Origin of the sequence: Pseudomonas edaphica (assembly GCF_965277385.1) — a bacterium.
In the GTDB taxonomy this organism is placed as follows: Bacteria; Pseudomonadota; Gammaproteobacteria; order Pseudomonadales; family Pseudomonadaceae; genus Aquipseudomonas; species Aquipseudomonas edaphica.
On sequence record NZ_OZ255725.1, the window covers coordinates 2,848,072 to 2,871,904 of the forward strand.

24 protein-coding genes are annotated in these 23,833 nt (G+C 59.6%); 11 read left to right on the forward strand and 13 right to left on the reverse strand.

What is annotated here, in order from left to right:
- The first annotated feature begins 212 nt into the window (after positions 1-212).
- Positions 213-647 (forward strand): YkgJ family cysteine cluster protein, encoded by a 435-nt coding sequence (locus ACQY47_RS12895; RefSeq protein WP_053253906.1) that lies wholly within the window; start codon positions 213-215, stop codon positions 645-647.
- Between the two features lie 194 nt (positions 648-841).
- On the opposite strand, the gene typA is transcribed toward ACQY47_RS12895, so the two are convergent.
- Positions 842-2,662 carry a translational GTPase TypA gene (typA, locus tag ACQY47_RS12900; protein WP_003217997.1) on the reverse strand — a complete coding sequence of 607 codons (1,821 nt, stop codon included), beginning with the start codon at positions 2,660-2,662 and terminating at the stop codon, positions 842-844.
- Positions 2,663-2,801: 139 nt separating this feature from the next.
- Positions 2,802-4,256: a tRNA uracil 4-sulfurtransferase ThiI gene (gene thiI, locus ACQY47_RS12905; RefSeq protein WP_065930794.1), complete on the reverse strand. Its 1,455-nt coding sequence runs from the start codon at positions 4,254-4,256 to the stop codon at positions 2,802-2,804.
- 334 nt (positions 4,257-4,590) lie between these two features.
- On the opposite strand from thiI, the gene glnA reads away from it, so the two are divergent.
- Entirely contained in the window at positions 4,591-5,997 is a 1,407-nt protein-coding gene (gene glnA, locus ACQY47_RS12910; RefSeq protein WP_017138628.1) for a glutamate--ammonia ligase, read from the forward strand.
- 70 nt (positions 5,998-6,067) lie between these two features.
- Here the strand turns inward: glnA and ACQY47_RS12915 are convergent, their stop codons facing one another.
- Entirely contained in the window at positions 6,068-6,307 is a 240-nt protein-coding gene (locus tag ACQY47_RS12915) for a DUF6124 family protein (protein WP_428557205.1), read from the reverse strand.
- 386 nt (positions 6,308-6,693) lie between these two features.
- On the opposite strand from ACQY47_RS12915, the gene ACQY47_RS12920 reads away from it, so the two are divergent.
- The 3 genes from ACQY47_RS12920 (at position 6,694) to ntrC (ending at position 10,182) form a co-directional block, all read left to right on the forward strand.
- Positions 6,694-7,290, forward strand: coding sequence for a chorismate mutase (locus ACQY47_RS12920; protein WP_428557360.1), 597 nt, complete (start codon positions 6,694-6,696; stop codon positions 7,288-7,290).
- A gap of 373 nt (positions 7,291-7,663) precedes the next feature.
- The gene (gene glnL, locus ACQY47_RS12925) at positions 7,664-8,749 is read left to right on the forward strand and encodes a nitrogen regulation protein NR(II) (protein WP_017138631.1); all 1,086 of its coding nucleotides are present in this window, start codon (positions 7,664-7,666) and stop codon (positions 8,747-8,749) included.
- Positions 8,746-10,182, forward strand: a complete 1,437-nt coding sequence (gene ntrC, locus ACQY47_RS12930; RefSeq protein WP_017138632.1) for a nitrogen regulation protein NR(I) — start codon at positions 8,746-8,748, stop codon at positions 10,180-10,182. Before glnL ends, ntrC begins: the two co-directional genes overlap by 4 nt.
- A 565-nt stretch (positions 10,183-10,747) precedes the next feature.
- On the opposite strand, the gene ACQY47_RS12935 is transcribed toward ntrC, so the two are convergent.
- A complete protein-coding gene (locus ACQY47_RS12935; protein WP_017138633.1) occupies positions 10,748-11,188 on the reverse strand; it encodes a hypothetical protein in 441 nt (146 codons plus the stop codon).
- Here ACQY47_RS12935 and ACQY47_RS12940 point away from each other — a divergent pair.
- Entirely contained in the window at positions 11,187-11,642 is a 456-nt protein-coding gene (locus ACQY47_RS12940; RefSeq protein ID WP_003171120.1) for a tRNA (cytidine(34)-2'-O)-methyltransferase, read from the forward strand. The genes ACQY47_RS12935 and ACQY47_RS12940 overlap by 2 nt on opposite strands.
- 149 nt (positions 11,643-11,791) lie before the next feature.
- On the opposite strand, the gene secB is transcribed toward ACQY47_RS12940, so the two are convergent.
- Genes secB through ACQY47_RS12955 form a run of 3 tightly spaced genes read right to left on the reverse strand, consistent with a single transcriptional unit; the run spans position 11,792 to position 12,983 of the window.
- Positions 11,792-12,271, reverse strand: a complete 480-nt coding sequence (gene secB / locus ACQY47_RS12945) for a protein-export chaperone SecB (protein WP_012721755.1) — start codon at positions 12,269-12,271, stop codon at positions 11,792-11,794.
- A 42-nt stretch (positions 12,272-12,313) separates the two neighbouring features.
- Positions 12,314-12,568 carry a glutaredoxin 3 gene (gene grxC, locus ACQY47_RS12950; RefSeq protein ID WP_017138634.1) on the reverse strand — a complete coding sequence of 85 codons (255 nt, stop codon included), beginning with the start codon at positions 12,566-12,568 and terminating at the stop codon, positions 12,314-12,316.
- Between the two features lies 1 nt (position 12,569).
- The gene (locus tag ACQY47_RS12955; RefSeq protein ID WP_017138635.1) at positions 12,570-12,983 is read right to left on the reverse strand and encodes a rhodanese-like domain-containing protein; all 414 of its coding nucleotides are present in this window, start codon (positions 12,981-12,983) and stop codon (positions 12,570-12,572) included.
- Positions 12,984-13,134: 151 nt separating this feature from the next.
- Here ACQY47_RS12955 and gpmI point away from each other — a divergent pair, with 151 nt between their 5' ends.
- The 5 genes from gpmI to ACQY47_RS12980 all read left to right on the forward strand — a co-directional run bounded on the left by gpmI (position 13,135) and on the right by ACQY47_RS12980 (position 19,688).
- Complete coding sequence (gene gpmI / locus ACQY47_RS12960) at positions 13,135-14,661, forward strand: 2,3-bisphosphoglycerate-independent phosphoglycerate mutase (protein ID WP_428557206.1); 1,527 nt, start codon at positions 13,135-13,137, stop codon at positions 14,659-14,661.
- A gap of 262 nt (positions 14,662-14,923) precedes the next feature.
- The gene (locus ACQY47_RS12965) at positions 14,924-16,219 is read left to right on the forward strand and encodes a murein hydrolase activator EnvC family protein (protein WP_017138638.1); all 1,296 of its coding nucleotides are present in this window, start codon (positions 14,924-14,926) and stop codon (positions 16,217-16,219) included.
- Between the two features lie 30 nt (positions 16,220-16,249).
- Positions 16,250-17,563 carry a S41 family peptidase gene (locus ACQY47_RS12970; protein ID WP_170039035.1) on the forward strand — a complete coding sequence of 438 codons (1,314 nt, stop codon included), beginning with the start codon at positions 16,250-16,252 and terminating at the stop codon, positions 17,561-17,563.
- A gap of 1 nt (position 17,564) precedes the next feature.
- A complete protein-coding gene (locus ACQY47_RS12975) occupies positions 17,565-18,350 on the forward strand; it encodes a divergent polysaccharide deacetylase family protein (protein WP_428557207.1) in 786 nt (261 codons plus the stop codon).
- A 63-nt stretch (positions 18,351-18,413) separates the two neighbouring features.
- Entirely contained in the window at positions 18,414-19,688 is a 1,275-nt protein-coding gene (locus ACQY47_RS12980) for a Vps62-related protein (protein WP_428557208.1), read from the forward strand.
- Here the strand turns inward: ACQY47_RS12980 and ACQY47_RS12985 are convergent.
- From ACQY47_RS12985 to hisB, 6 genes are all read right to left on the reverse strand, one after another.
- On the reverse strand, positions 19,641-20,396 hold the full coding sequence (locus ACQY47_RS12985; protein ID WP_395600390.1) for a substrate-binding periplasmic protein: 756 nt from the start codon (positions 20,394-20,396) through the stop codon (positions 19,641-19,643). The genes ACQY47_RS12980 and ACQY47_RS12985 overlap by 48 nt on opposite strands.
- 66 nt (positions 20,397-20,462) lie before the next feature.
- Positions 20,463-21,233 carry an imidazole glycerol phosphate synthase subunit HisF gene (gene hisF / locus ACQY47_RS12990; protein WP_017138643.1) on the reverse strand — a complete coding sequence of 257 codons (771 nt, stop codon included), beginning with the start codon at positions 21,231-21,233 and terminating at the stop codon, positions 20,463-20,465.
- A gap of 83 nt (positions 21,234-21,316) precedes the next feature.
- Positions 21,317-22,066, reverse strand: a complete 750-nt coding sequence (hisA, locus tag ACQY47_RS12995; RefSeq protein ID WP_122718177.1) for a 1-(5-phosphoribosyl)-5-[(5-phosphoribosylamino)methylideneamino]imidazole-4-carboxamide isomerase — start codon at positions 22,064-22,066, stop codon at positions 21,317-21,319.
- Positions 22,067-22,158: 92 nt separating this feature from the next.
- On the reverse strand, positions 22,159-22,419 hold the full coding sequence (locus ACQY47_RS13000; protein ID WP_122305409.1) for a DUF2164 domain-containing protein: 261 nt from the start codon (positions 22,417-22,419) through the stop codon (positions 22,159-22,161).
- Positions 22,419-23,057 carry an imidazole glycerol phosphate synthase subunit HisH gene (hisH, locus tag ACQY47_RS13005; RefSeq protein WP_017138644.1) on the reverse strand — a complete coding sequence of 213 codons (639 nt, stop codon included), beginning with the start codon at positions 23,055-23,057 and terminating at the stop codon, positions 22,419-22,421. The genes ACQY47_RS13000 and hisH overlap by 1 nt, the downstream gene beginning before the upstream one ends.
- Positions 23,057-23,650 carry an imidazoleglycerol-phosphate dehydratase HisB gene (gene hisB / locus ACQY47_RS13010; RefSeq protein WP_017138645.1) on the reverse strand — a complete coding sequence of 198 codons (594 nt, stop codon included), beginning with the start codon at positions 23,648-23,650 and terminating at the stop codon, positions 23,057-23,059. The genes hisH and hisB overlap by 1 nt, the downstream gene beginning before the upstream one ends.
- Positions 23,651-23,833: the final 183 nt, after the last annotated feature.

Consider the following 23,833-nt stretch of genomic DNA (forward strand, 5'->3'; position numbering starts at 1 on the left):
AGGAGTTGCTAGAGCCTAGTCGGTCTGACAGACGGTAGACGTGCTGGTTCGGCAGTTTTTTAACTCATTCACCATTGCTGGAAATTGATGCAGGGGCCGTGCCTGCTTTTCTCCCCTGCACCGTTGGAGATGAAATCTGCAAAATATTGTTCAAAAAACCACCAATCCCGGTATGATCGCGCGCCCGGATACAGCCCCACCTTGGAACCTTGATGAAGCCTCAACTGATCGCCGCCGCTGAACTCGACCGTCTCGAGACCTGGCAGAAATATTCCGCCCACATGTGCGGTGGCTGCGTGTCCAGCTGCTGCACGCTGCCGGTCGAGGTGAAGATCAAGGACCTGATCCGCATTGGCATCGTCGATGAGTTCGAGCGCGGCGACCCGCCGAAGAACATCGCCAAGCGTTTGCAGAAGGAAGGCATCGTCGAGCGCTACAATTCCAAATCCGAAATTTTCACCCTGCAGCGCATGAGCAATAACGACTGCCTGTACCTGGATCGTAAGACGCGCTTCTGCACTATTTATGACAAGCGCCCGGATACCTGCCGCAACCATCCGAAAATCGGGCCGCGGCCGGGGTATTGTGCGTATAAGCCGAAGGAAGTGGTGCGCGAGACCAATTTCCGGACTCTCGACAAGTTCTGATCCGGATTTTGTAGTGCCCTCAAGGGCCTCATCGCAGGCAAGCCAGCTCCCACATTTGAATGTATTCACAGATCCAAAATGTGGGAGCTGGCTTGCCTGCGATGGGGCCAGTCAAGACAACACAAAAACTGCAGGCATAAAAAAACGCCCCCGGCCTTTCGACCGGGGGCGTTTTTCATTCAGCCTGAGCTAACTCAGTTCTTGGCTTTCTTGGCAGCGCGGGTACGCTCGCCTTCGTCCAGGATCTTCTTACGCAGGCGGATCGACTTAGGCGTAACTTCGCACAGCTCGTCGTCCTGGATGAATTCCAGGGCCTGTTCCAGGGTGAAGCGAACAGGTGGGACTAGAGCGATGGTTTCGTCTTTGCCCGAAGCACGCATGTTGTCGAGCTTCTTGCCTTTGGTTGGGTTAACGCCCATGTCGTTGTCACGGCTGTTCAGACCAACGATCTGACCGTTGTAGATCTCTTGACCGTGTTCAACGAACAGCTTGCCACGCGCCTGCAGAGTTTCCAGGGAGTAGGTCAGCGCCTTGCCGGTTTCTACCGATACCAGAACACCGTTCTGACGGCCGGACATGTCGCCGGACTTCATGGTGTCGTAGCGATCGAAGATCGAGGTCAGGATGCCAGCACCGTTGGTCAGGGTCAGGAACTGGTTACGGAAACCGATCAGACCACGCGCAGGGATGTTGTATTCCAGACGTACACGGCCTTTGCCATCCGGCACCATGTTGGTCAGGTCGCCCTTACGCAGGCCCATCTCTTCCATGACCTTGCCCTGGGATTCTTCAGGGGTGTCGATGGTCACGTTTTCGAACGGTTCCTGCTTCACGCCGTCAACCTGACGGATGATCACTTCTGGACGACCAACGCCCATTTCGAAGCCTTCGCGACGCATGGTTTCGATCAGTACCGAGAGGTGCAGCTCACCACGGCCGGAAACCTTGAACTTGTCAGCCGAGTCGCCTTCTTCAACGCGCAGTGCAACGTTGTACAGCAGCTCTTTGTCCAGACGTTCCTTGATGTTACGGGAAGTCACGAACTTGCCTTCTTTACCGCAGAAAGGCGAGTCGTTTACCTGGAAGGTCATGGAAACGGTTGGCTCGTCAACGGTCAGAGGCTTCATCGCCTCAACGTTGTCTGGCTGGCACAGGGTGTCGGAGATGAACAGCGAGTCCATACCGCTCACGCACACGATGTCGCCGGCGAAAGCTTCTTCAACGTCGATGCGGTGCAGGCCGTGGTGACCCATCAGCTTCAGGATACGACCGTTACGCTTCTTGCCGTCGGCGCCGATGGCGACAACTGGAGTGTTCGGCTTGACGCTACCACGCGCGATACGGCCAACACCGATAACACCCAGGAAGCTGTTGTAGTCCAGTGCCGAGATTTGCATCTGGAACGGGCCTTCACGGTCAACTTTTGGTGCCGGTACGTTGTCGACGATCGACTGGTACAGCGGGGTCATGTCTTCAGCCATGTCGGTGTGTTCCAGACCGGCAATGCCGTTCAGGGCCGAGGCGTAGACCACTTTGAAGTCAAGCTGTTCTTCGGTAGCACCCAGGTTGTCGAACAGGTCGAAGATCTGGTCCAGAACCCAGTCCGGACGCGCGCCTGGACGGTCAACCTTGTTGATGCACACGATCGGACGCAGGCCGGCTTCGAAAGCCTTCTTGGTCACGAAACGAGTTTGCGGCATAGGGCCGTCTTGAGCGTCAACCAGCAGCAGAACGGAGTCAACCATCGACATTACGCGTTCTACTTCGCCGCCGAAGTCGGCGTGGCCCGGGGTGTCCACGATGTTGATGTGGTAGCCGTTCCAGTTGATAGCGGTGTTTTTAGCCAGGATGGTAATACCGCGCTCTTTTTCCTGGTCGTTGGAGTCCATCACGCGCTCGTCGTTGAGCTCGTTGCGCTCCAGGGTGCCGGATTGACGCAGGAGTTTGTCTACCAGGGTGGTTTTACCATGGTCAACGTGAGCAATGATGGCGATGTTACGTAGATTTTCGATCACTTGTGTATCTCGATCAGAGGATTCGGTGTGCTGACAGGTCGTGGCAGCGATTAACAGTAGAGTCAGGCCTTGCCGTTACAGCTTGACGGCAGAGTCGGGGGGCCGGTGACGCAGGCCACAGGCAAACAGCCCCGGGCTCTTAGCTCGGTCGATAAACGCGCACATTGGCATACCCCTCACTGAGCAAATGGTGGGCATGCAGGCGACTCATCACGCCTTTGTCGCAATACAGCAGGTACTGACGGCTGTTATCCAGTTCCTTGAAGCGCGCGTTCAGTGCGTAGAACGGCAGCGCTTGCACGTCGATGCCAGCGATTTCCAGCGGCTCATCCTCGGCGGCATCCGGGTGACGGATGTCGACGACGATCTGGCCGGCCAGGGCTTCGCTGACTTCTTCGATTTGCACATCCTGGCCCAATTCATCGATAACACGATCGATCGGGACCAGTTTGGCGTTCTCAAGCGCACGCTCCAGAATCGCCATATCAAACTGTTGTTCTTCATACTCCACGCGGTTGCGCTTGGCGTGGGTCTTGGGGTTCACCGAAATGACCCCGCAATATTCAGGCATGTGCTTGGCAAAGTCGGCCGTGCCGATTTCTTCTGCCAGGTCGATGATGTCCTGTTTGTGGCTGGCGATCAGCGGGCGCAAGACCAGCTTCTCGGTGACGCAGTCGATCAGCGACAGGTTCGGCAGCGTCTGGCTGGACACCTGGGAGATCGCCTCACCGGTCACCAGCGCGTCGATCTGCAACTGATCGGCGATTCGCGACGCAGCGCGCAACATCATACGCTTCAATACTACGCCCATATGACTGTTATCGACTTTGCCGAGAATTTCGCCCAGCACTTCCTCAAACGGCACGCTTACAAATAGCACGCGCTGGGAGCTGCCGTACTTCTTCCAGATAAAGTGCGCGACTTCCATCACGCCCAATTCGTGTGCACGCCCGCCCAGGTTAAAGAAGCAGAAGTGGCTCATCAGGCCGCGACGCATGATCTGGTAGGCCGCCACCGTGGAATCGAAACCGCCGGACATGAGTACCAGGGTCTGTTCCAGTGCGCCCAGCGGGTAGCCGCCGATACTGTTGTGCTGGCTGTGGATCACAAACAACCGTTGGTCGCGAATTTCCATGCGCACTTCAATTTGCGGCGCTTTGAGGGAAATTCCGGCGGCGCCGCACTCGCGACGCAGCTTGCTGCCGACGTATTTCTCCACATCCATGGAGCTGAAGGTGTGCTTGCCGGCGCGCTTGCAGCGCACCGAAAAGATCTTGCCTTCAAGCGACTCGCCGTAGTGCTGTTTGCACTTTTCGGTGATGTCATCGAAGTCGCCCAACGGGTACTCATCGACCTGCAGGAAATGCGCGATGCCCGGCATGCAACTCAGGCGCTCGGTCATGTCCTTCAAGGCTTTGGCGTCGGTTATGCGGGTTTCCAGCTCGAGGTTGTCCCACACGCCGTTCACCACCACAGCCGGGTCCAGGTCTCGGAGCACGGCACGGATGTTCTTGGCCAACTGACGGATGAAACGCGTCCGTACCGGTCGGCTTTTGATGGTGATCTCGGGGAAGACTTTTACGATTAATTTCATGGAAACAGCGCGCGCCGGGCCTGCTGAAAAAGGGGGGCGCGGATTATAGCGGAAATCGCTCAAGGTTTAACCAGTTAATATGCATCACAGACGCAACGCACCAAAACGGGTCATTTGCGCAAATTAACGCTACATTGCAGTGCGTTATTTATTCCGCTTCAGCGGATTGCACCGTTATAGGGGCCATTTTGAGGCAAAAAGGCCATGTTGGCGCACTGGCATGCAATTTGCTCTCTTGTGAGGCAGGTTGCCTTGGTCGAGTATTCGCGCCGGCATCACCCACATTCTAAGGGCTAACTCCACTACCCCAGCCCGAAGCCACCCGGAGGACACCATGTCGAAGTCGGTTCAACTCATCAAAGATCATGACGTTAAATGGATTGATCTGCGCTTCACGGACACTAAAGGTACTCAGCACCACGTGACCATGCCGGCTCGCGACGCGCTGGATGATGCGTTCTTCGAAGAAGGCAAAATGTTCGACGGTTCCTCCATTGCCGGCTGGAAAGGCATCGAAGCTTCCGACATGATCCTGATGCCGGACGACAGCACTGCCGTACTCGACCCGTTCACCGAAGACCCAACCCTGATCATCGTCTGCGACGTGATCGAGCCTTCGACCATGCAAGGCTACGACCGCGACCCACGTGCGATCGCCAAGCGCGCTGAGGAATACCTGAAGTCGACCGGTATCGGCGACACCGTATTCGTAGGCCCGGAGCCAGAGTTCTTCATCTTTGATTCGGTCAAGTTCAAGTCCGACATCTCCGGTTCCATGTTCAAGATCTTCTCCGAACAAGGTTCGTGGATGTCCGACCAGGACATCGAAGGCGGCAACAAAGGCCACCGTCCAGGTATCAAAGGTGGTTACTTCCCGGTTCCGCCGTTCGACCACGACCACGAAATCCGTACCTCCATGTGCAACGCCATGGAAGAGATGGGCCTGGTCATCGAAGTTCACCACCACGAAGTGGCGACTGCCGGCCAGAACGAAATCGGCGTGAAGTTCAACACCCTGGTAGCCAAGGCTGACGAAGTTCAGACCCTGAAGTACTGCGTACACAACGTGGCTGATGCCTACGGCCGTACCGCTACCTTCATGCCTAAGCCACTGTACGGCGATAACGGTTCGGGTATGCACGTTCACCTGTCCATCGCCAAAGATGGCAAGAACACCTTCGCTGGCGAAGGTTATGCCGGCCTGTCCGACACTGCCCTGTACTTCATCGGCGGTATCATCAAGCACGGTAAGGCCCTGAACGGCTTCACCAACCCGTCGACCAACTCCTACAAGCGTCTGGTGCCAGGTTTCGAAGCTCCGGTAATGCTGGCCTACTCGGCGCGTAACCGTTCCGCTTCGATCCGTATTCCTTACGTGTCCAGCCCTCGCGCTCGCCGTATCGAAGCGCGCTTCCCGGACCCGGCAGCTAACCCATACCTGGCCTTCGCTGCGCTGGTAATGGCTGGCCTGGACGGTATCCAGAACAAGATCCACCCAGGCGACGCCGCCGACAAAAACTTGTACGACCTGCCGCCTGAAGAGGCCAAAGAGATCCCACAAGTGTGCGGCAGCCTGAAAGAAGCCCTGGAAGAGCTGGACAAGGGCCGTGCGTTCCTGACCAAAGGCGGCGTATTCAGCGACGACTTCATCGATGCCTACATCGAGCTGAAAAGCGAAGAAGAAATCAAAGTACGCACCTTCGTACACCCACTGGAATACGAGCTGTACTACAGCTGCTGATCCGGTAGCGCTGCTTAACGCGGCGTAACGAAAAAGACCTCCTTCGGGAGGTCTTTTTTTTGCCTGGTGTTTAGCGAGCCGGGGCGTGGCGGTCGAGCAGTTTGCCAACCATCAAGGTGCCGAGGGCACTGAGCTGGTGAATGGCCAGGACGGTATCGCGGTGTTTGCCTTCCAGCGCCTCGGACAAATCAAGCAACAAGGTGCTGACCGAGGAGAAGGCTTCGAAGCTGTTGATCAGCAGGGATTCGTCGTCGCTGCCAGGGTCGATGGTGAAGACGGATGGAGGCGGATTTGGCGTTGGTTTGAACATTTTCTACATTCCTCTAATGAGGCCGCCTTCGCTTCGCTACTAAACGAAAGGGTGGCGGCTGTGCGCAGGTTAGTAGACCGGTGAATGTAGAAGCCCGGCGCATCCGAGGATGCCCTGCGCACAGCCACCATCAAGCACAGATTTGGGAAATCTGATTGATGGAGAATGCACGGCCTACAATTCGAATCCAGGCTACTAAACCTGATCGCTGATGAGCAGCGACCGAGCAACCTTAGAGACGACAAGCCAGCCGTACAAGCCGGCGGATTCTGGCGCACCTGTAGGCAAGCACGCAAGCTAAGGTAGCCTCTGGCTGACGCCACTGCAGGCCTGCAACCCGATTAAAAATGTGGGAGCTGGCTTGCCTGCGATAGCATCAGCTGGGTATACCTGCTGTACCGAGTTGCCCGCATCGCAGGCAAGCCAGCTCCCACAGGAGATCCGCTTTGAAACATCGACTTGTGTTCGCTCTGTTATTTGTCAGCGTCAGTGCCAGCGCAGCGCCGCCCACTCTGGAGCCTTTGCTCAACAGCATCGCCGAGCGCCTGGAGATTGCCGATCAGGTAGCCCTGAGCAAATGGGACAGCCACAAGCCCGTAGAGGACAAAAAGCGCGAACAAGAGGTGATCGCCAGCGTCGCCGCCCAAGCGCCCAACTACAAACTCGACCCTTCTGCCGCCGAGCAGTTTTTCTCGGCGCAGATCGAGGCCAATAAGCTGGTGCAGTACACCCACCTGTCCGACTGGCAGTTCCAGGGCAAAGCCCCGGACGACCCGCGCCCGGACTTGGTAAAACAGATCCGACCACGGCTGGACCAACTGCAAAAAACCCTGCTGCAGCAACTGGCCGACTTCACCCCGCAGCGCACCGACCCGCAATGCCCGCAGTGGCTGGCCACCGCCGTGCATGAGCCGCTGAATGATCCGCTGCGCCAACTGGCAATGATCCGCGCCACCGCCGAGCTGTGCATCTACAAAGGTTAAAGCCTGCAAACCCAATCAAAACTGTGGGAGCTGGCTTGCCTGCGATAGCAATGGTGAATGTGCCACCGCTATCGCAGGCAAGCCAGCTCCCACATTGACCCCGCTCCTCCAGACAATTTTTCACCAGCCATCACTTCCTGAACAACCTTCACAAAACCGCACTATATTGGTGCGACAGCCTGCACACTTCCCACCCTCCCAGCCCATTTTGGTTCGATTCTTCTCGATCAAGCTGGCAGAACGCCACAGTTTCGCGCCTAAAACCCTTATTTCAGGGGTTTAACGCTTCTTTTCGGAGCCTTGGTTTGGTTTTTGCATTTTCCTTGTATCAGCGTGTGCCTCAAGCCCGCGCCTTGCTCCAAAAGAGGTCCCGATGACCATCAGCGATGCACTGCACCGTTTGTTACTCGACAACCTGACCACCGCGACCATCCTGCTCAATGACGACCTGCGTCTTGAGTACATGAACCCGGCGGCGGAGATGCTCCTGGCCATCAGTGGTCAGCGCAGCCATGGGCAGTTCATCAGCGAATTGTTCACCGAGTCGGCCGAGGCCTTGAGTTCGTTGCGCCAGGCCGTGGAGCAGGCGCACCCGTTTACCAAGCGCGAAGCGATGCTCACCGCCCTCACCGGCCAGACCCTGACCGTCGACTACGCCGTGACCCCGATTTTGAGCAACGGCGCGACCCTGCTGTTGCTCGAAGTGCACCCCCGCGACCGTCTGCTGCGCATTACTAAAGAAGAAGCGCAGCTGTCCAAACAGGAAACCAGCAAGATGCTGGTGCGCGGCCTGGCCCATGAAATCAAAAACCCACTGGGTGGGATTCGTGGCGCCGCGCAGTTGCTGGCCCGTGAGTTGCCGGAGGAACACCTCAAGGACTACACCAACGTCATCATTGAGGAGGCCGACCGCCTGCGTAACCTGGTGGACCGCATGCTCGGCTCCAACAAGTTGCCGTCCCTGGCGATGACCAACGTGCACGAAGTGCTGGAGCGCGTGTGCCAGCTGGTCGAGGCCGAAAGCCAAGGCTGCATCACTCTGGTGCGCGACTACGACCCTAGCATTCCCGACGTATTGATCGACCGCGAGCAGATGATTCAGGCGGTGCTCAATATCGTGCGCAACGCCATGCAGGCCATCAGCAGCCAGAACGAACTGCGCCTGGGCCGCATCAGCCTGCGCACCCGCGCTCTGCGCCAGTTCACCATCGGCCATGTGCGCCACCGCCTGGTCACCAAGGTCGAGATCATCGACAACGGCCCGGGCATCCCAGCCGAACTGCAGGAAACCATCTTCTTTCCCATGGTCAGCGGCCGCCCGGACGGTACCGGGCTGGGCCTGGCCATTACTCAGAACATCATCAGCCAGCACCAGGGCCTGATCGAATGTGAAAGCCATCCCGGCCACACCACGTTCTCGATCTTCCTGCCATTGGAACAAGGAGCCCCCACGACATGAGCCGTAGTGAAACTGTGTGGATCGTCGATGACGACCGTTCTATCCGCTGGGTCCTCGAGAAAGCCTTGCAACAGGAAGGCATGACCACCCAGAGCTTCGACAGCGCCGACGGGGTGATGAGCCGCCTGGCGCGTCAGCAGCCGGACGTGATCATCTCCGACATCCGCATGCCCGGCGCCAGTGGCCTGGACTTGCTGGCGCGGATCCGCGAGCAGCACCCGCGTTTGCCGGTGATCATCATGACCGCGCACTCGGACCTGGACAGCGCTGTCGCGTCCTACCAGGGCGGTGCCTTTGAATACCTGCCCAAGCCGTTCGATGTGGACGAGGCGGTGGCGCTGGTCAAGCGCGCCAACCAGCACGCCCAGGAACAACAAAGCCAGGAAGCCCCGCCAGCCCTGACCCGCACCCCGGAAATCATCGGTGAAGCACCGGCGATGCAGGAAGTGTTTCGCGCCATCGGGCGTTTGAGCCACTCCAACATCACCGTGTTGATCAACGGCGAGTCGGGCACCGGTAAAGAGCTTGTCGCTCATGCGCTGCACCGTCACAGCCCACGGGCGGCTTCGCCGTTTATCGCGCTGAACATGGCGGCGATTCCGAAGGATTTGATGGAGTCCGAGCTGTTTGGCCATGAAAAAGGCGCGTTCACCGGCGCGGCCAACCTGCGTCGCGGGCGCTTTGAACAGGCTGACGGCGGCACGCTGTTTCTGGATGAAATCGGCGATATGCCGGCTGACACTCAGACGCGCTTGCTGCGTGTACTGGCTGACGGCGAGTTCTACCGCGTCGGCGGGCACACGCCGGTCAAGGTCGACGTGCGCATCATTGCGGCGACCCACCAGAACCTCGAAACCCTGGTACACGCGGGCAAGTTCCGTGAGGACTTGTTTCACCGCCTCAACGTAATCCGCATCCACATCCCACGCATGTCGGACCGCCGCGAAGACATCCCTACCCTCGCCCGCCACTTCCTCAGCCGCGCCGCGCAAGAATTGGCGGTGGAGCCGAAGCTGCTCAAAAGCGAGACCGAGGAATACCTCAAGAACCTGCCGTGGCCGGGCAACGTGCGTCAGTTGGAGAACACCTGCCGCTGGATCACGGTGATGGCGTCCGGGCGTGAGGTGCACATCAGCGACCTGCCACCGGAGCTGTTGAGCCTGCCGCAGGATTCGGCTCCTGTGACCAACTGGGAGCAAGCGCTGCGCCAGTGGGCCGACCAGGCTTTGGCACGCGGCCAGTCGAACCTGCTGGACAGCGCCGTACCGGCCTTCGAGCGCATCATGATCGAAACCGCCTTGAAGCATACCGCCGGCCGCCGCCGCGACGCCGCCGTGCTGCTCGGCTGGGGCCGTAACACCTTGACGCGCAAGATCAAGGAGCTGGGGATGAAGGTCGATGGCGGGGATGATGATGAGGGTGATGAAGCCTAAATCTCAAAACCACTGAAGAACCATGTGGGAGCTGGCTTTGTGTGGGAGCTGGCTTGCCTGCGATAGCATCACCAAGGTGTAACTGACACACCGAGGTGCCTGCATCGCGGGCAAGCCCGGCTCCCACATAAGGCCAGCTCCCACAGTTGTTTTATGCCAGGGACAAACTCTGTGCACCGCTTCAATGCACCATGAACTAGCATCGCGCACATCCAGTCAGCCTGAAACACCCGCCGAATCAAGAAAACATCAAACCGCAAAAACACCAAAGCCCCGTATTCCGGGGCTTTGCGCTTTCTGGCGAAATTTTTTGGCACACATTGCAACTTCTGGCACGCGCCCTGCAATAACCCTTACATCACCCAGTTTCGGGGACCTTGGTACAGGCAGGCCGAGAATCCCCTCTTTACACCCGGGGTGCTTGATGCGGATCGCGTCGCGCCCCACACCCGTTTCGGGAACCTCGGTACAGGCAGGCCGGGGATTCCCTCTTTAACACCGAAGCCTTGCAAGGCTTCACCCCGTTTTGGGAGCCCTGGTACAGGCAGGCCGGGAACTCCCTCTTTTATTCCTCGCGCAGATGGATCTGCAGCCGCCAGCGACCCTCGGCCTTCTCCCCTTTCCATTCCCCGCGCAACGGCCGAGCCGCCACCAGGTTCAGCAGCAGGCCGCCATCGGTCTTGCGAACGCGCCAATTCACGTCCTTGTCGTTGACCTTGAGTTGCCCGCTGGCAGCCTTGCCTTGCGCGCCGAACAGCAGCGCCACGGTGCCGTCGATATGTTCGCCGTGCAGCTTGGGTTCACTGTTGAACCACACCACCACGCCGTCTGCCGCTGTTTCTACCTGCTGCAACTCAACCGGATCCGGCGTGGTCAGGCGACCGATCATCAGCCCGATCATCAAGCCAACAATCGCCAGTGAGCCCATCACCCGTGGCAATAGCTTCGGCCTTGGGTCGTCTTCAGGGGTAGAATGCAACGCATCTTTGCCTTCGGAGCCGTGCATGTTTCACGTCATCCTTTTTCAACCAGAAATTCCGCCGAATACCGGCAACGTTATCAGGCTGTGCGCCAACAGTGGCTGCCACCTGCATTTGATCGAGCCGCTGGGCTTTGACATGGACGACAAACGCCTGCGCCGCGCCGGGCTGGACTACCACGAGTACGCCACGCTCAAGCGCCACGCCGATTTGGCCAGTTGCCTGGAAAGCCTCGGCCACCCACGGCTGTTCGCGTTCACCACCAAGGGCTCGCGGCCGTTTCATGATGCCAGCTTTGCCGAAGGCGACGCCTTCCTGTTCGGCCCGGAAAGCCGTGGCCTGCCGGCCGAGGTGCTTGATGCTTTGCCCGATGGCCATCGTCTGCGTTTGCCGATGCGCGAGGGTTGCCGCAGCTTGAACTTGTCCAACACTGTAGCCGTCGCGGTTTACGAAGGCTGGCGCCAGCTCGGCTTCAAGTAACGCATAAACAAAATGTGGGAGCAGACCTGTGTGGGAGCTGGCTTGCCTGCGATGCAGTCACCTCGGTGTATCAGTGATACTGAGGTGATGCTATCGCAGGCAAGCCAGCTCCCACACAAGCCCGCTCCCACATTTTTTATCGCGTCAACTTACTGAACAGTCGACGAACCTTCCTGTTGCATGCGCTGCAGCTCTTGCGCGTACAGGGCATCGAAGTTCACCGGCGCCAGCATCAGCGCAGGGAACGAGCCACGGGTGACCAGGCTGTCCAGGGTCTCACGGGCATACGGGAACAGGATGTTCGGGCAGAACGCGCCCAGGGTGTGGCTCATGGACGCTTCGTCCAGGCCCTGGATCAGGAAGATACCAGCCTGTTGCACTTCAGCGATGAAGGCTACTTCTTCGCCGTTCTTAACAGTCACGGACAAGGTCAGCACGACTTCGTGGAAGTCGCCTTCCAGAGCCTTTTGACGGGTGTTCAGGTCCAGCGCAACGCTTGGGGTCCATTCCTGGCGGAAGATGGCCGGGCTTTTCGGCGCTTCGAACGACAGGTCACGCACGTAGATCCGCTGCAGCGAAAACTGTGGGCCTTGAGCTTCTGCTGCTTCGGTGTTCTGTTGGTCAGTCATCGCAGATCCTTCTTGATCTTGGGGTCTTTTAGGGTTTAGGAGTCAGACGAGCAGCAGCGCATCGAGTTTACCGGCGCGCTCCAGAGCGAACAGGTCATCGCATCCACCGACATGCTTGTCACCGATCCAGATCTGCGGCACGGACGTGCGTCCCGCTTTCTTGGTCATTTCGGCGCGCACCTGGGGTTTGCCGTCGACCTTGATCTCTTCGAAGGCAATGCCCTTCTTCTCAAGCAGGGCCTTGGCCCGCATGCAGTAGGGGCACCAATCGCTGGAGTAAACGACAACCTGGCTCATATCACTTCACCAGCGGCAGGTTATCGGCCTTCCAGCTGCCAATACCGCCGGACAGTTTGGCGGCGGTGAAACCGGCTTTGAGCATCTCGCGGGCATGGGTGCCGGCGTGCTGGCCTTGGGCGTCGACCAGAATAATGGTCTTGGCCTTGTGTTTTTCCAGCTCGGGCAAACGGGCGATCAGCTTGTCCTGTGGAATGTTCAGGGCGCCGACGATATGGCCGGCGGCGAAATCCTTGGCCGGGCGGATATCCACGACAACGGCCTCATCCTTGTTGACCAGTGCGGTCAGCTCCGACGTGCTCAGGCTGCGGCCACCGCGGCTCATTTCATGAGCGATCAGCAGCGCCAGCAGGATGACGAAGGCACCCGCGAGCAGGTAGTGGGCAGTGGCAAATGCAATCAGGTGATCAACCATCAAGGAGGTTCCAGGGCGTTAAAATGGCGGTAAGTATACACAGCCGTCAGGGGCGGCCAACCCCCGTAAAGCGGTGACGTGGTCGGAACTTCGCTTTAAACTGCTACTCCCTTTTAGATTGCCTTCCTTTATTACCGCCGCGAGAGGATCTATGACTACCACGCCTAAACCTTTGGTCCTGATAATTCTCGATGGCTTCGGACACAGTGAAAGCCACCACGACAACGCCGTGTACTCGGCCAACAAGCCGGTACTCGACCGCCTAACGGCCACCGTACCCAACGGCCTGATTTCCGGTTCCGGCATGGATGTAGGCTTGCCGGACGGCCAGATGGGCAACTCGGAAGTCGGCCACATGAACCTCGGCGCCGGACGAGTGGTATACCAAGACTTCACACGCGTGACCAAATCGATCCGCGACGGCGAGTTCTTCGAGAACCCGACCATCTGCGCGGCGGTGGATAAAGCAGTCGCAGCCGGCAAGGCCGTGCACTTCATGGGCCTGTTGTCCGACGGCGGCGTTCACAGCCACCAGGATCACTTGGTCGCCATGGCCGAGCTGGCCTTCAAGCGCGGCGCCGACAAGATTTACCTGCACGCCTTCCTCGACGGCCGCGACACCCCACCTAAAAGCGCGCAGTCGTCCATCGAACTGCTCGACGCCACCTTCGCCGCGCTTGGCAAGGGCCGTATCGCCAGCCTGGTCGGCCGTTACTTCGCCATGGACCGCGACAACCGTTGGGACCGTGTCTCCCAGGCTTATAACCTGATCGTCGACGGCCAGGCCGAATTCAACGCCGCCACCGCCCAGGAAGGCCTGGAAGCCGCCTACGCGCGTGGCGAGAGCGATGAGTTCGTCAAAGCCACCACCATCGGCGAGCCGGTGAAAGTGGAAGACGGCGACGCCGTAGTGTTCATGAACTTCCGCGCCGACCGTGCCCGCGAACTGAGCCATGTATTCGTTGACGCCGGTTTCAAAGACTTCGAGCGCGCCCGCCAGCCGAAGGTCGAGTTCGTCATGCTCACCCAATACGCCGCCAACATCCCGGCCCCGGCAGCTTTTGCCCCGGGCAGCCTGGAAAACGTGCTGGGCGATTACCTGGCGAAAAACGGCAAGACCCAGCTGCGCATCGCCGAAACCGAGAAATACGCCCACGTGACCTTCTTCTTCTCCGGCGGCCGTGAAGAACCGTTCCCGGGCGAAGAACGCATCCTGATCCCGTCGCCCAAAGTCGCCACCTACGACCTGCAGCCGGAAATGAGCGCGCCTGAAGTCACCGACAAAATCGTCGATGCCATCGACAACCAGCGTTACGACGTGATCGTGGTCAACTACGCCAACGGTGACATGGTCGGCCACAGCGGCAACCTGGAAGCGGCCGTTAAAGCCGTAGAATGCCTGGACCTGTGCGTCGGCCGTATCGTCGACGCCCTGGAGAAAGTCGGCGGCGAGGCACTGATCACCGCCGACCACGGCAACTGCGAGCAGATGTCCGACGAATCCACCGGCCAGGCCCACACCGCTCACACCACCGAGCCGGTGCCGTTCATCTATGTCGGCAAGCGCGACCTGAAAGTGCGTGAAGGCGGCGTGCTGGCGGACGTAGCGCCGACCATGCTGAAACTGATGGGGCTGGAGAAGCCGAAAGAGATGACCGGTACTTCGATTCTGGTCTAACCCTCAAAAGCACCGCGCGCCCCCCCTGTGGGAGCTGGCTTGCCTGCGATAGCATCAACTCGGTACCTCTGAATCACTGAGGTGTCCGCATCGCAGGCAAGCCAGCTCCCACAGGGGGGGCGCGCGGTGCTTTTCAGTATGTCTTTTTGCCATACCACCGCCACTCGGCACCTATCTTGCCTTCCAGCCCGAATTGGGCGTTTTTTTTGCGGCGCTTGGCGGGCATACTAGGCCGTCCATTTCCCTGGTGTCGCCCGCCTCTATGCTTCGCGCCTTGATTTCCCTCGCTCTTGTCTGCCTGCTCCAACCGGCGTTTGCCGATGAGCGCGCACAAACCCAACAACAGTTGGACGCTACGCGTCAGGACATTACCGAGCTGAAAAAGCTGCTCGGCAAGCTCCAGGAAGAAAAATCCGGGGTGCAGAAAGACCTGCGCGGCACGGAAACCGAGATGGGCAAGCTCGAGAAGCAGGTCCAGGAGCTACAAAAAGAATTAAAGAAGAGCGAGTCGGAACTGGAGCGACTCGACGCTGAGAAAAAAAAACTCCAGAGCGCACGCGTTGAACAGCAACGCCTGATCGCGATCCAGGCCCGCGCCGCCTACCAGAGCGGCCGCCAGGAATACCTCAAGCTGCTGCTCAACCAGCAGAACCCGGAGAAATTCGCGCGCACCCTCACTTACTACGACTACCTGAGCAAGGCGCGCCTGGCACAATTAAAGGGTTTTAATGAAACCCTGCGCCAGTTGGCCAATGTCGAGCAGGAAATCGCCGACCAGCAGTCGCAACTGATGGATCAGAAAACCGCCCTCGACACTCAGCGCGACCAGTTGGACAAGGTGCGCAAGGAGCGCCAGCAAGCCCTGGCCAAGCTCAACAATGACGTGAAGGCCCGCGACGCCAAGCTGCAGGCCCGCGAACAAGACCAGGCCGACTTGGGCAAAGTGCTCAAAACCATCGAGGAAACCCTGGCTCGCCAGGCACGTGAGGCTGAAGAAGCGCGGCAAAAGGCGCTGATCGCCCAGCAGGAAGCGGAAAAAAAGCGCCAGCGTGAAGCCGAGCTGGCCGCTACCACTGACGCGCCAGCGCCGCGTAAACCGGCGCGTGCAGCGCCCGGGCCGCTGGTTTCCAGCTCCGGCGAGAACTTCGGCGGCCCTTTTGCTTCAGCCCGCGGCAAACTTCCATGGCCCGTTGATGGTCGACTGCTGGCACGCTTTGGTGAAACCCGTGGCGATGACACCCGCGCCAAGTGGGATGGGGTGATGATCAGCGCCGCCGCCGGCAGCCAGGTCCACGCCGTTCACGGTGGCCGTGTGGTGTTTGCCGATTGGCTGCGCGGGGCCGGTTTGTTGGTGATTCTTGACCACGGCAATGGCTATTTGAGCCTTTACGGCCACAATCAGACATTACTCAAGTCGGCAGGTGATGTTGTAAAAGCCGGTGAGTCCATCTCCACTGTCGGTAACAGTGGTGGCCAGGACACCCCGGCGCTGTACTTCGCTATTCGTCAGCAGGGCCGCCCGAGCGACCCTGCACAATGGTGCCGTTCCCAAGGATAGGGCTGCACCTACATTAGGAGTTCGTTCGACATGCTGCATTTGTCCCGCCTCACTTCGCTGGCCCTGACGATCGCCCTGGTGATCGGCGCGCCGCTGGCTTTTGCCGACCAGGCTGCACCGGCACCCGCCGCCACCGCAGCGACCACCAAGGCACCGCTGCCGCTGGACGAGCTGCGTACCTTTGCCGAGGTCATGGACCGGATCAAGGCAGCCTATGTCGAACCCGTAGACGACAAGACCCTGCTGGAAAATGCCATCAAGGGCATGCTCAGCAACCTCGACCCGCACTCCGCCTACCTGGGGCCGGAAGACTTTGCCGAGCTGCAGGAAAGCACCAGCGGTGAATTCGGCGGCCTGGGCATCGAAGTCGGCTCCGAAGATGGCCAGATCAAAGTGGTCTCGCCGATCGATGACACGCCTGCGTCCAAGGCGGGCATTCAGGCCGGCGACTTGATCGTGAAGATCAACGGCCAACCAACCCGTGGCCAGACCATGACCGAAGCCGTCGACAAGATGCGCGGCAAGCTCGGCCAGAAAATCACCCTGACCCTGGTACGCGACGGCGGCAACCCGTTTGACGTGACCCTGGCCCGCGCGACCATCACGGTCAAGAGCGTGAAGAGCCAGCTGCTGGAGTCGGGCTACGGTTACATCCGTATCACCCAGTTCCAGGTCAAGACCGGCGACGAAGTGGCCAAGGCCTTGGCCAAACTGCGCAAAGACAACGGCAAGAAACTCAACGGCATCGTGCTCGACCTGCGTAACAACCCAGGCGGCGTGCTGCAGTCGGCGGTTGAAGTGGTCGACCACTTCATCACCAAAGGCCTGATTGTTTACACCAAAGGCCGTATCGCCAACTCCGAGTTGCGCTTCTCGGCCACCGGCAACGACCTGAGCGAAGGCGTGCCACTGGCCGTGCTGATCAACGGCGGCAGCGCTTCGGCGTCGGAAATCGTCGCCGGCGCCCTGCAAGACCAGAAACGCGGCGTGCTGATGGGCACCACCAGCTTCGGCAAAGGCTCGGTGCAAACCGTATTGCCGCTGAACAATGACCGCGCACTGAAGATCACTACGGCGCTGTACTACACGCCGAACGGTCGCTCGATCCAGGCCCAGGGCATCGTGCCGGACATCGAGGTGCGCAGGGCCAAGATCACCAACGAGGTCGACAGCGAGTACTACAAAGAGGCCGACCTTCAAGGTCACTTGGGCAATGGCAACGGCGGCGCCGACCAGCCGACCGGCAGCGGCAGCAAAGCCAAGCCGATGCCGCAGGACGACGACTATCAACTGGCCCAGGCGCTGAGCCTGCTTAAAGGCCTGAGCATTACGCGCAGCCGTTGATATGCGTTTTGCCCTGATCATCGCTGTGCTGTGCAGCCTGGCAGGCGTCGCCCATGCGACCCCTGCAGGCGAGCCGCAAAAAGCCTACCTGACCCTTATCATCGACGACCTGGGACAAAACCTGCCCAGGGACCGTCGTGTGCTGGCCCTGCCTGGGCCGGTGACCACGGCGATCATGCCCGACACGCCCCACGCCGCCGAATTTGCCCGTGAGGCGCACAAGGCCGGCAAGATCGTGATCCTGCATATGCCTATGGACCCGGCCACCGGCCCGTTCGCCTGGCACCCCGACCTGTCCATCGAAGAACTCGGCAAACGCCTGGACGCCGCCTTCAAGGTTGTGCCCTATACCGCCGGCATCAACAATCATATGGGCAGCCGCATGACCGCCCAGCCAGCGGCGATGGCGTGGCTGATGGCCGAGCTGCAACGGCGCAACAAGTTCTTTGTCGACAGCCGCACCAGCGCACAGACCGTCGCTGCCGCCGAGGCGCAGAAGATCGGGCTGGCGCATGTGTCGCGGGATGTTTTCCTGGATGACGAACGCACCGAAGCGGCGATTGCCACACAACTGCAAACCGCGATCAAGCTGGCGCACAGGCAGGGCTCGGTGGTGATGATCGGCCACCCTTACCCGCAAACGCTGGCGGTACTGGAGCGTGAGTTGCCCAAGCTCAAGGCCCAGGGCATCGACTGGATTGATATCAAGTTGATGATCAGCGTGCGCAGCAACCTAGCCATGGCTGCACACGGTAAAAACGGGACGTATCTTCCGGCGCGTAGATAGTTACCGCTCGGCGCCGAGTGCACTGCTCGATAGTTGATGCTCCCATCAACTGGAGAGCCCTCCATGAAGCCTCTGCAATTCAATGACCTGCTCATCAGCTTTACCAGCGAGTTTCTGCCGCTGTGGAACGACAAGGGGTCGGGCGCGCACAAAGCCGTCGGCCTCTGGCGGCCGAGCACCGCCTCCGATGCACTGAGACCGTTTTTTACCTTGGGTGATATTGCGGTCGACCACTATCGCAATATCAACCACGGCAACGTTGTCGCCGTCGTCAGCGACGCGAACAACGTCGACGGCACGGCCCTGCGTGCGCCCGTCGATTATCAATTGGTGTGGCAGGATGAAGGCTCCGGAGCGCTGAGCAATGCATCTATCTGGCGCCCGCTGCCGCCAGAGGGCTATGTGGCGATGGGGCTGGTGTACGGCGTGGACTACGACAAACCCTCACGCCATGCCGTGCGGTGCGTGCGAAAAGACCTGGTGATGGCCGCTCAAACGGGCGAATTGATCTGGGACGATAAAGGCAGCGGCGCCACCAACGACTTAAGCCTCTGGTCGGTGACACCTCCCAATGCTCCCGCCGGCGAAATATACCTCGCCCCCGGCACCTTCATAGGCCATGGCGACTATGCCAAGCCAAGCCTTGAGACCTATTCACTGCGCCTGACATTGACAGCGCAACTGCACGACCTGCCGCCACCGCCCACGCTCAGCGGGTACGAAAGCCCGGGCAATGATGAGTCCGTCCACGCGCCTCAGGTGTGTGAGCTGCCATGGTTCTGTGTCAAAGACCCGGAGTTGGCCGTGATCGAACAGTTTCAGGCATCGCCCACCTACCGCCTGGAGCGCACGGACCGCCACCTGTGTGTCGGCTTTGGGCACAACACCGAAGCTACCAGTCAGCCATTCATGTGGACGGCCGCGAAAGGTGAACTAAGCGGGACTGCCAAGGCACTGGCGGCCAACACCAGTATCGGTCTGGGCAAAGAGTGGCCGGTGGGCGAACACGTCTTTGAATTGAGTTTTTCGGCGCACCTGGATCGCGACTTCACACACACGCAGCGCTCGGCGAAAGGCTGGGACCAGGCTTCGTCGCTGGAAATCATCACTTATGTTCCGCCGAAAAAAGCCGTTGCGGCGTACCTTGTCCAAAGCGAATACCGCCTGCTGCGACAGGACGGCAGTCAGGTTTCAAGCACCGCCAGCTATACCAATGGTGACCACGTGTACATGAGCGAGTCTCCAAACGCAGAGGTGCTGCCTGATGAGTCACCTCAAGCAGAGCCCGAACTAGAGGTAACGGGCCATGATCTGATCGACACCACCCTCACCCCGTAACTGCTCGAGTGCCGCCTGAAGCTTGGCCACCACCTCATCCGGCACGTCTTTGTTCAGCGCCAGGTACAACTGGGCGCTGTTGAAGCGCAGCACGGTTTTCAGCTGGGTCACCCCCACCTGGCGAGCCAGATAACGGCCCGCCGGATCACCGGTGGCCCACAGGTCGATCTGCCCATCCACCAGTTTTTGCGCGTTGTCCTGGTCACGCAGCGCAACGATGGGGTTAAGGCCCTGCTTTTCCAGGGTCTCGGCAATGGCGTCACCTTTGTAGGCGCCGACCTTGTATCGACGAGCCTGTTCAAGGTCTGTCAGCTCGATCTTGCTGTCGGCCTTGGCCAGCATCACCCAGTCATCCGGGCCGATGGGGCCGACCCATTTGAACAGGGCTTCGCGGTCCGGCAGGCGCGCCATCACAAAGACGCCGTAACCGGGCTTTTCCAGGGCGAGTTTGTAGATGCGCTCCCAAGGGAAACGCAGAGTCAGGTTGTAGGAAATGCCCGCACGCTTGAACGTCTCGCGCACGATATCGACGGCGATGCCCTCGATGTTTTCTTCCTTGGCGAAGTTCTTGCCGTTTTTCGCCATGTTGTAAGGCGGGAAGTTTTCCGTCAGCAACACCAGGGAGGCGTCAGACGGTTCTTCGGCGTGAGCCGAGCCCGTCAACAGAATGGACGTACTGGCGAGAGCAAGCAGAAGGGTCTTGAACATGAAGGCTACCGGAATCCATGGCAAGCGCAGAGAGTGCCCCGCGCCTGCCAGGGTGTCCAGCAGCGTTTAGCGAACGACGATACCGCGCGCGGCCATATAGGCTTTGGCCTCAGGCACGGTGTATTCGCCAAAGTGGAAAATGCTCGCCGCCAGCACCGCACTGGCGTGGCCTTCGATCACGCCGTCGGCCAGGTGCTGCAGGTTGCCGACGCCGCCGGAGGCGATCACCGGAATGCCCAGCGCATCGCTGATGGCGCGGGTCACGCCCAGGTCGAAGCCGTTTTTCATGCCGTCCTGGTCCATGCTGGTCAGCAGGATTTCACCGGCGCCCAGGGCTTCCATCTTCATCGCCCATTCCACCGCGTCCAGGCCGGTCGGCTTGCGACCGCCGTGGGTGAAGATCTCCCAGCGCGGGGTTTCGCCCGGCCCGGACACCTTCTTGGCGTCGATAGCGACCACGATGCATTGCGAGCCGAAGTGCTGCGCGGCTTCGCCGACGAACTCCGGGTTGAACACGGCAGCGGTGTTGATCGAGACCTTGTCCGCACCGGCGTTGAGCAGGTTGCGGATGTCTTGCACGGTACGCACGCCACCGCCCACGGTCAGCGGGATAAACACTTGGCTGGCCATGCGCTCGACGGTATGCAGGGTGGTGTCGCGGCCGTCGACGCTGGCGGTGATGTCGAGAAAGGTAATCTCGTCGGCACCTTGCTCATCGTAGCGACGGGCGATTTCCACCGGGTCACCGGCATCGCGGATGTTCTCGAACTTGACGCCCTTGACCACGCGACCGTTGTCGACGTCCAGGCAAGGGATGATGCGTTTGGCCAGCGCCATGGGCTTATCTCCGATAAGAGTTGCAAGCTTTGAGCTACAAGCTGCAAGTAAAAGCAGATCTGCTTTTACTTGCAGCTTGCGGCTTACGACTTGGAGTTGGCCGCGTAGCCATCACACAAAGCCTGAGCCTCGGACACATCCAACGTGCCCTCATAAATCGCGCGGCCAGTGATGGCGCCGATGATGCCGGGCGCCTTGGCGTCCAGCAGCGACTTGATATCGCCCAGGTTGTGAATGCCACCGGAGGCGATCACCGGGATCCTGGTTGCAGCGGCCAGCGCAGCGGTGAACGGCACGTTGCAGCCCTGCATCATGCCGTCTTTGGCGATGTCGGTATAAACAATGGCGGACACGCCGTCGGCTTCGAACTGCTTGGCCAGGTCGATGACCTGCACGGTGCTGATTTCCGCCCAGCCGTCGGTGGCGACGAAACCGTCTTTGGCGTCCAGGCCCACGATGACTTTGCCCGGAAACGCGCGGCAGGCTTCGGCGACAAAGGCCGGGTCTTTCACGGCCTTGGTGCCGATGATCACGTAGCTCACGCCAGCCTTGACGTAGTGCTCGATGGTTTCCAGGGAGCGAATGCCGCCGCCGATCTGGATCGGCAGGTTCGGGTAGCGCTTGGCGATGGCGGTAACCACTTCGCCATTGACTGGCTGGCCTTCGAAGGCGCCGTTCAAGTCCACCAGATGCAGACGACGGCAGCCCCCTTCTACCCATTTGGCAGCCATGCTCACCGGGTCATCGGAGAACACGGTGGAGTCTTCCATGCGGCCTTGGCGCAGGCGTACACAAGCGCCGTCCTTGAGATCGATAGCGGGGATAATCAGCATGCTTTTTCCTTCGTCAAAAGAGTTGCAAGTTGCAAGCTATAAGCTGCAAGCAAGCACGCGTATCAATTCTTGCAGCTTAAAGCTTGGAGCTTTCAGCTGCTTTTTTCGAGCGACCACAGGTCGCTTTCGATGCTTTCGAACCTTTCTTTAAGGAGCGTCTGCGTGTCGAAAATCGCCCTGTTGTAATAGTGCGGCGCCACTTCGGTGGTGAACAGCTCAAGAATCTCGGCGACCTCAAACGAGCCCAACTTGAGCTCGAAGCGGTCCTCCATGAAACGCTTGATCTTGTCGGTCGCCTCACGCTCCTGTTCGGGCGTGAGGTTCAAGATCGGCGGCTTCGGCTTCTTGGCCATTACCAGCGACCATCCCACGCGGCGAAGTTCTGCAGCAATTGCAGGCCATGGGTATGGCTCTTCTCCGGATGGAACTGCACGGCAAAGCGCGAACCGTCGGCCAGCGCTGCGGCGAAGTCGACGCCATAATGCCCGCCACCCACCACTTGGCGCGGGTTGCCAGCATTGATGTAGTAGCTGTGCACAAAGTAGAAACGCGCCAGGTCCGGAATGTCGTGCCACAGCGGGTGATCGACGGTCTGGCTGACTTCGTTCCAGCCCATATGGGGCACTTTCAAGTGCGCGCCGTCTTCGTGCAGGTCTTTGCCAAAGAACTTCACCTGGCCAGGGAACAGGCCGATGCAGTCGACGCCGCCGTTCTCTTCACTGCTGTCGAGCAAGGCTTGCATGCCCACGCAGATGCCGAGGAACGGGCGGTCCTGGCTGACTTCGCGCACCAGGCTGTCAAAGCCCAGGCGGCGGATCTCGGCCATGCAATCGCGAATCGCGCCGACGCCGGGGAACACCACGCGGTCGGCTTCGCGAATCACATTGGCGTCGCTGGTGATCAGCACCTTGCCGGCGCCCACGTGCTCGAGCGCCTTGGCCACCGAGTGCAGGTTACCCATGCCGTAATCGATAACCGCGACCGTCTGCATTACAGAACGCCCTTGGTCGACGGCATTTGCCCGGCCATGCGGTCATCCAGCTCTACGGCCATGCGCAGTGCGCGGCCGAATGCCTTGAACACGGTTTCGATCTGGTGGTGGGTGTTGGTGCCGCGCAGGTTGTCGATGTGCAGGCTGACGAGTGCGTGGTTGACGAAGCCCTGGAAGAATTCCTGGAACAGGTCGACATCGAAGCCGCCCACGGTGGCGCGGGTATACGGCACATGCATCTGCAGGCCTGGGCGGCCGGAGAAGTCGATGACCACACGCGACAGCGCTTCATCCAGCGGGACATAGGCGTGACCGTAGCGACGGATGCCTTTTTTGTCGCCGATGGCCTTGGCAAACGCCTGGCCGAGGGTGATGCCTACGTCTTCCACCGTGTGGTGGTCGTCGATATGCAGGTCGCCCTTGCTGACGATATCCAGGTCGATCAGCCCATGACGGGCGATCTGGTCCAGCATGTGCTCAAGAAAAGGTACACCGATATCAAATCGGGCCTTTCCGGTGCCATCCAGGTTGATCGAGGCTTTGATCTGGGTTTCCAGAGTGTCGCGCTCGACGGATACCTTACGTTCGGCCATCACCAGCTCCGCAAAATCATTGGGCGAAAAAGGCAGCCATTATAGGGGCGCGGGCGCTAAACAGAAACATCGAAGGGGATAAGACTGATGGAGTGTCGGGGATAGACATGTGCATACAAGCAGGCGCTCCAGGATGGTGCGCCCCGCCGCTGTCTTGAAACGAGTAGAGATCCAGTGTGGGAG